We start from the raw sequence: 6528 nt of genomic DNA on the forward strand, positions 1-6528 counted from the left end.
GTGCTATGCCGTGCCTCGGTCGGTGCTATGCCGTGCCTCGGTCGGTGCTATGCCGTGCCTCGGTCGGTGCTATGCCGTGCCTCGGTCGGTGCTATTTGACCTCTGTTTTTTGCTTCAAATACCGTTGCTGGCTTACAGAAGGGAGCCGATCAACTACCACCAAGTTATTGGTATTAATCAACCAACTCCATCTAGTGACTTCATTTACCCTTTCAAGAGCCTGTTTCAACTCGGCTTTAAAGTGCTTTAGCTGCTTAGCTTCGCTACCAGATAATTGATACAGCGTCTCCACTTTGTAGGGGTACGCTTTCGCATGACTCGTGTAAAACCCATGAAGCCATTGGGCTAGCGGCTGCCCCTTAAGCGCATGGCGCTCAGCCCACTCGATTTGTGTCCAGCCATCACCGCCGTACATAGCAACGATTCTGGGATTCATCTCAATAATGTGTTCGCCTGTCTCTTCATCCCGCCCCCAGTCATGTAGCAACTGGCCTGCGTAAACTTTATTGCAATCCTTTAGCTCAACGAGCGAAGTCATCAACCGACGCAGTGCTCCTTTCAACCACTCGTGCTGGCTTTTACCAGTGCTCCTACCAATGGATTTTAGGAAGCTATGTGCAGAAAATTGAATGCGTAATCCCAAACCCTCAATCCGGGTAAGGTGCAAACACTGCTCCCACACATCCAAATCAGCCTGATCAAGTTGCGGTCCAGAATGAATAACAGTTACACCATCAACACTAGTCTTCCTCACGGCGTCCTGATAGGCCCGTTTGCCACGCCTTATGGCTCCGAACAGAGCGCACCGAAGTACGCTATTTGGCACTCCCCTAACGCCTTCAGGCCATAACGGCAACCGGATCACCTGGGCCGGCTGCAGAATTGGAGCAACGACAGAAGCATCAGCCTCCTTGCTTCTGATATTCCGTTCCTCCATGTGTTTAAGCTTGTCTAGTAAGCCCCAGTGTTCTGTCATTGCTTTATCCCCTCCCAATCCAAAAATCCAAATACTAGGCGCTCATCCGGCTTTTGTTCTTATGTACAGTCGGTAACTCTTTAGCAAATCAGAGTGTGGTATCATTGTAACTACAAAATATGTAAGAGGTGATACTATGGCTGCTGAACTGAAAACCACTGACGTGCGCTGCCGCATTGAAGCGGATTTGAAGGAGCGCGCCACTGCTGTACTGCAAAGTTGTGGCCTTAGCGTCAGCGATGCAATGCGCCTCTTTCTCCGCCAAGTCGTTGCGACTCAGGGACTACCCTTTGAGGTACGTATGCCCAGCGAGAAAACCTCACGAGCCCTAACACAGGCTCGTAAGATCCGCCGTCAGTTCGACTCTGTAGATGAGATGTTGAGGGAGTTGGATGGCGAAGCAGGAAAAGAAGCAAAAGCGTGCGGTACTGCCTAACCGCGTTGCATATACAGCTGAATTCAAGAAATCATGGGAACGCTATAACCGAGCTGGCCGCCGCGATATGAACGCGGCCAGAGCGGTTATGGCGCTTCTATTTCTTGGCGAACCTCTACCAGCCGAGTACTTAGATCACGAGTTAAAAGGCGACTGGGACGGTTCTAGGGAATGCCACATCGGTGGCGACTTTCTTCTGATCTATCAGGATAGCGGCGATCTGATTACCTTCGTTGACCTTGGGACCCACAGCGAGCTTTTTGGCTAGCTATACAGACCCGCGATCGACGTGTATGGACTATCTTATCTGCGGACAAAAAGGCGAGGGCGGCTATGTGCTTAAGGTGCTGTTAGGTTATGGTGAAAAATATTAGATTAATTTTGTATAACAAGTCGAGCGCCAATTATTTTTTTACAATTGTTAAATTAATATTTTTATCAATACTTCGCTGAGATAAATAGCGTTTTAGTGCTAATGATGGGCGTTCAATTAAATAAAATGATAATACACCCATAGTGAAACTCACTATCAAACTAAGAGCAATGAAAGCACTTATCGAAATACTATCTGCATCAAGCCAGTGAATAATTAGCTGTTGCATAGGAAAACCAAAGAGATAGATTCCATAAGAAAAATCTCCATATCGACCAAAGTGAGACAGTCGCGGGATTCTCAAATATGCAACGTAAATTGTAAGATAAGGCAAGGCTATCACTAAAGTGATAGAGCCTAACTTTAATGTTAGACCAAGCAATAGTACTGAAGTTAGCACAAGAGCGAGTGTCTTGTTCCAAGGCACTCGTTCGTAGAATAGATAAAGCGTCACGCCGAAATAAAAAAAGGTACCGAGTGTAATCAAGTTTATAATACTTTTGCTATCCACTTCAGTGAAAGTTAGCAGAGCAATGTTTGTCAATATCAGAGTGACGAGTCCGGTAACGATAATAGTAGGTTGAAGCATCCCGCTTACAGCAAAGCAAAGAAGCGAAATATCCATTAGCAGGACAAAAGGTAATGTCCAAATTGAGCCGTTAACTATATTTGGAAAAGGATTTCCGGTAAAAACTCCAGGTAGATCAAATTGGATCCAGAAAACGAGATTAGAAAGATATTTCCAAGTGCGATTGTTAAAATAATATTCGGCCAGTGGTAATTCAGTTACGAATGAACCGATAATAAAGACGGTGAACAGCGTTGCCACGATCAGCGCCGGAATGATTCGCAACAAACGTTTAATAACGAAGCTGAAATTATCTCTGCTATTTTTCCATGATGAGGTAACTAGAAACCCACTGATAATGAAGAACATATACACCGCGATAAGACCAATACCGAACTCGCCAGTGATAAGTGATTCCGAATTATGGCTTCCATGTAGCCAGTAGCTGTGACTGATGACCACCATGACTGCTGCTGAAAAACGCAGGAAATCAAAGTTGCTATCTTTATGTTGCTGAGATTGCTTCATAGGTTACTGTTCTCCATCCAATCTTTACTCTTTGGGTATTTCGTTTAATGTCAGAGGGCTGCGTATTACTATGAAAATACTGATTGATAGATTTTATCAGTCTAAAAATAGAGAGATGAGTTCCCCCAAAAGAATCCGATTCATTGGCCGGATGCAGAAGCGAGCGGGGGTTTAAGGAGTAACCTGCTGGGCATAGTTCCAAGCACGCTGCTGCTGCCGATGCTGGCCCTAATTCTCGTCATCTCGTCCTTCACTAGTTGTAACGACCTGCAAACGAAAACGGCCCGACCTGCAATCAAGGCGATTTTCGACCGGGATTAACTGCGACTATTCACTGGGTTCGCTAGCGTCCAACAAACGATGGTTTTCCAGACGCTAGCGTCGATGAAGTTCGGTAAGCCACCTTACTCTGCCTGATCGCTCTACGAATCCTGTTCAGAAATCAAAGTCCAGTTTCTCTGGACTCTTGAAAGATTCTGGACGTTCGATCAGATGTAGCTAGTTCTGGCTGGCTCCGATGGAATGCAGGTCGGCGCGGATCAATGCAGGTTCATTCGCAATTAATGCTGGTTGGCCAGATCGGTCAGTCGCAGTTAATCCCGGTCGAAAATCGCCTTGATTGCAGGTCGGGCCGTTTTCGTTTGCAGGTCGTTACAACTAGTGAATACAACCGGATTCAGCAACGAGGCTTTTTCAGCGGTGCTTTAGCAGCGGCTTGGAATCGCCCGAACCAGCCCACGTACAGTCCGTCATACGGGCAGAGACCACGCTTTGTGCGTTTCCATTCAGCCTGGGCCAGTCTACCCAAGTCGAAAGCCTGCCGCCTACTCTCAGCGAACGGCGGGGTCCTACGAAGGCTGTGTAGCGACTGACTGATTCCCAGTTCATCGTTGTGCCGAATTATGGTCCTGAGCCGCTCTTCCCACACCGCATAGTTCTCTGCCGTCATTCGCCAAGTCCATGAGGCCAGGCGGCCCTTCCTGGGCATCTGGGCCAGTTCGTAGCCGGTGAGGCTGAGCCGTTGACGCCGTGCGTCTTGGAGCTGTTCCAGGTCGCTGACCAAGCCAACGCCGGGAGTCACCACCAACCACCAGTGGACCGGAGCAGCCACGAGATCACTGGGCTGTTCCTGCCACAGAACCAGGTGACTGGAAGCTTCGCCTTTGGCCTTACTTCGCCAGCGTTGCTGGGCGGTTTTTTCGGTGCCGTAGCGGTCGCTGAACTTAAGGGTAAGTGCCTGCAGTTTGCGCGGTTCGACCTGGCCAGCCGTCCACCGGCTATGCCCTCGGGCGACCAACAGTTGGAGCTTGCGCATCGCATCGGTTTTATGGGTAATGATGGAACTCATGTAGAGATCGTCATATAAAAAACTGAAGTTTTGGTAGAATACGACAAAAGAGATTCCAGAAAACCCGCAAAAATCGCCTTGCAAGGCGATTTTTGCTCGACTTAAATCCCCGATATGCGCAAGTCCTTGGTAGTTCTGCTTGCGATCGCTCTGCTGCTCGGGCTGACGGCCTGGGGAGTGTGGGTGCTCCCCGATCTGGTGTTGGCCCGGTACTTCCCGGAGCACACCTCACCCATACAGGTGGCCGAAGGCTTCGGCATCTTGCGGCATCTCTGGCCCGTGCTCGCAGTGGGCTCCCTGGGAGGCTTTTTGGGATTTGGCCTGGTGTTCGCGTGGGCCTACGAGGAAGCGGATAACGCGGATGTACAAGCCGAACGTCAGCGGTTAAACGAACACATCGAGCACCTAAAGCAGGAGCGGGACTCCGCCCAGGAACAGGCCGAGCAGCATTACCGGCAACGCTTGCAGGAGACGGAACAGACGCGACTGTTGGCCTTGCGGCAGATGGATGAAGCCAAGACCCTCAAGCAGCAGGCAGAGGCTGAAAGGCGTGACAGCATGGTCCAGATCGAGCAGTTCAAGCTACGGGCCCGTAATGCCATTTGTGCCGCCGAACGCATCAAGAACCGCGCTCAGCAGTCACAAAAATCGCAATCCGTGCCCTGACAGACGGTCCGAAGTCTGTCCGCCATGCCCACCGGAGCCCACGTCACGGATTCCGAGAACCAGCCACCCCGACTGCTCATTCGGGAGAAACCAGACCCTCAACTGCCCAAAGTGGGGCCGTCGCACAGGAGAAATTCACCGATTTTTAGCTATGCCTACCGGGTAAATCGACGATTTTCCGGCATTTGTTGAGCTGAACCGATGACCGCCAATCATCGGCGTTTTCAGGGCGCCAACCTGGAAACCGCAACCGCTGAAGCCGTATGCCCGTAGTGGGGCTGGTACGGCTACGACGGGCGCTGGTGGGTGTAATCCCCACCTTCGACCCAATCCGCCAGGTTCCGGGCGGGATTGGGCGACACGGACACGGGCGCACAGGTGACTGTGCTAACCCTGATCGCCACGAACGGGTGGAAATCCCGCTGGGGGGCGGCTCGGAAGGGTCGAACCACAGCCTGGCACGTGGGCTGCTGAGGGCGTCGTGAGGCGTCAGGGGTCTGAGGGGAAACCTGGAAGACTTGGCACTGGAAGGGGCAACCTTTCCAGGTCGCTGGACAGCTTAAGCGTGTAACGGCCTCCCTCGAGGAGGCTGCCGGGTAAGGGGCACTGAGCCATGATCTTGCGGATCTGGCCATGCGTGAGGAACCCATACCGTGAGTAATCGAGCTGCTTTGGAATCTCGGGCCGATGAAAGCGACAGTGAGGCGGTAGCCTAGCGGTACTGGGGAGCGCAGTGGCGCAGTGTCTCGACGGGGCGATCTAACGTGGGAACCTCTGCCGACAAGGGATCAGCTGGCACTGTCCTGGGGTCGTCAGAGGGGGAGACTCGGTGAGTAGGCGCGAAAGCACCTGGGCGATATGGTCGAAGCCTGGGCGCGAGTTCGGACACACCCTGCGCGTGGCAGCGCAGGCCGAACCAGAAGCCGAAAGCCGGGAGCGGTTGCACAGCTCAGGGGGTGGCACCCCGCAAATGGTGCTCATCCGTCCCTTGGCCGGGGCGGTGGGCATAGCTAAGACGCGGTTGTTTCGAGCGTGAGATGGGGCTTTAGGGGAGGCTTCGGCCTCCCTTGGAGCTATTGCCGAAAATAAGCCGTTTTAAGGCCATTCAAGACATTACCAAGTACCATCGCATTGCCTACTATGTGATCGTTCAATAGACGGCAAAATAAACGCCTTCCTGCCAGAATTCAGACGGTATTTCGGACCACACTTTCCTGATTACTCAGCGAAGCGTTGAGAAACGGGGAGCGTTCGGGGTGGGAAAGACCAGAGGGCACTGCCAAGGTGGCAGGGAGCCGAGGTCGGTGGGAGCCCTTGAGTCCAAGTGGGTGAGCACTGGGGTGGGATCGCGCTTTTCACCCGCCCCTCCAGGGGCATAAACCGCAGCCGCCAACGGCGGCTTCGTAGCCGTCTCGGCCGCCTCGCGCGCTCGCGCGCTCGCGCGTTTTGTTTTTGATTAAGAAAGGATTAGCAGTTTTTTTTCAAATCGCTGCAAGCTGCGTATACCGTGGCTTGCAGCGATTTTTTTTTAAAAATTTGGTCGGTGCTATGCCGTGCCTCGGTCGGTGCTATGCCGTGCCTCGGTCGGTGCTATGCCGTGCCTCGGTCGGTGCTATGCCGTGCCTCGGTCGGT

General features: G+C 52.1%; 7 protein-coding genes. 4 read left to right on the forward strand and 3 right to left on the reverse strand.

The genetic code is table 11. From position 1 onward, the window contains the following. Positions 1-91: 91 nt before the first annotated feature. Positions 92-976 (reverse strand): plasmid replication initiator TrfA, encoded by an 885-nt coding sequence (gene trfA / locus FHR87_RS18505; protein ID WP_221189928.1) that lies wholly within the window; start codon positions 974-976, stop codon positions 92-94. A 136-nt stretch (positions 977-1112) separates the two neighbouring features. Between trfA and FHR87_RS18510 the strand changes: the two genes are divergently transcribed. Both FHR87_RS18510 and FHR87_RS18515 read left to right on the forward strand, forming a co-directional pair. Next, a complete protein-coding gene (locus FHR87_RS18510) occupies positions 1113-1412 on the forward strand; it encodes a type II toxin-antitoxin system RelB/DinJ family antitoxin (protein ID WP_183168248.1) in 300 nt (99 codons plus the stop codon). Next, the gene (locus FHR87_RS18515; RefSeq protein WP_183168249.1) at positions 1369-1680 is read left to right on the forward strand and encodes a type II toxin-antitoxin system YafQ family toxin; all 312 of its coding nucleotides are present in this window, start codon (positions 1369-1371) and stop codon (positions 1678-1680) included. The genes FHR87_RS18510 and FHR87_RS18515 overlap by 44 nt, the downstream gene beginning before the upstream one ends. A 136-nt stretch (positions 1681-1816) precedes the next feature. Here the strand turns inward: FHR87_RS18515 and FHR87_RS18520 are convergent, their stop codons facing one another. Together FHR87_RS18520 and FHR87_RS18525 are read right to left on the reverse strand one after the other, a co-directional pair. Further along, a complete protein-coding gene (locus tag FHR87_RS18520) occupies positions 1817-2881 on the reverse strand; it encodes an acyltransferase family protein (RefSeq protein WP_183168250.1) in 1065 nt (354 codons plus the stop codon). Between the two features lie 676 nt (positions 2882-3557). Further along, complete coding sequence (locus FHR87_RS18525) at positions 3558-4229, reverse strand: hypothetical protein (protein ID WP_183168251.1); 672 nt, start codon at positions 4227-4229, stop codon at positions 3558-3560. 114 nt (positions 4230-4343) lie between these two features. Here FHR87_RS18525 and FHR87_RS18530 point away from each other — a divergent pair, with 114 nt between their 5' ends. Next, positions 4344-4895 carry a hypothetical protein gene (locus tag FHR87_RS18530; protein ID WP_183168252.1) on the forward strand — a complete coding sequence of 184 codons (552 nt, stop codon included), beginning with the start codon at positions 4344-4346 and terminating at the stop codon, positions 4893-4895. Between the two features lie 829 nt (positions 4896-5724). After that, positions 5725-5931, forward strand: coding sequence for a hypothetical protein (locus FHR87_RS18535; protein ID WP_183168253.1), 207 nt, complete (start codon positions 5725-5727; stop codon positions 5929-5931). The last annotated feature ends 597 nt before the right edge of the window (positions 5932-6528 follow it).

The organism is Azomonas macrocytogenes, assembly GCF_014191985.1.
GTDB lineage: Bacteria > Pseudomonadota > Gammaproteobacteria > Pseudomonadales > Pseudomonadaceae > Azomonas > Azomonas macrocytogenes.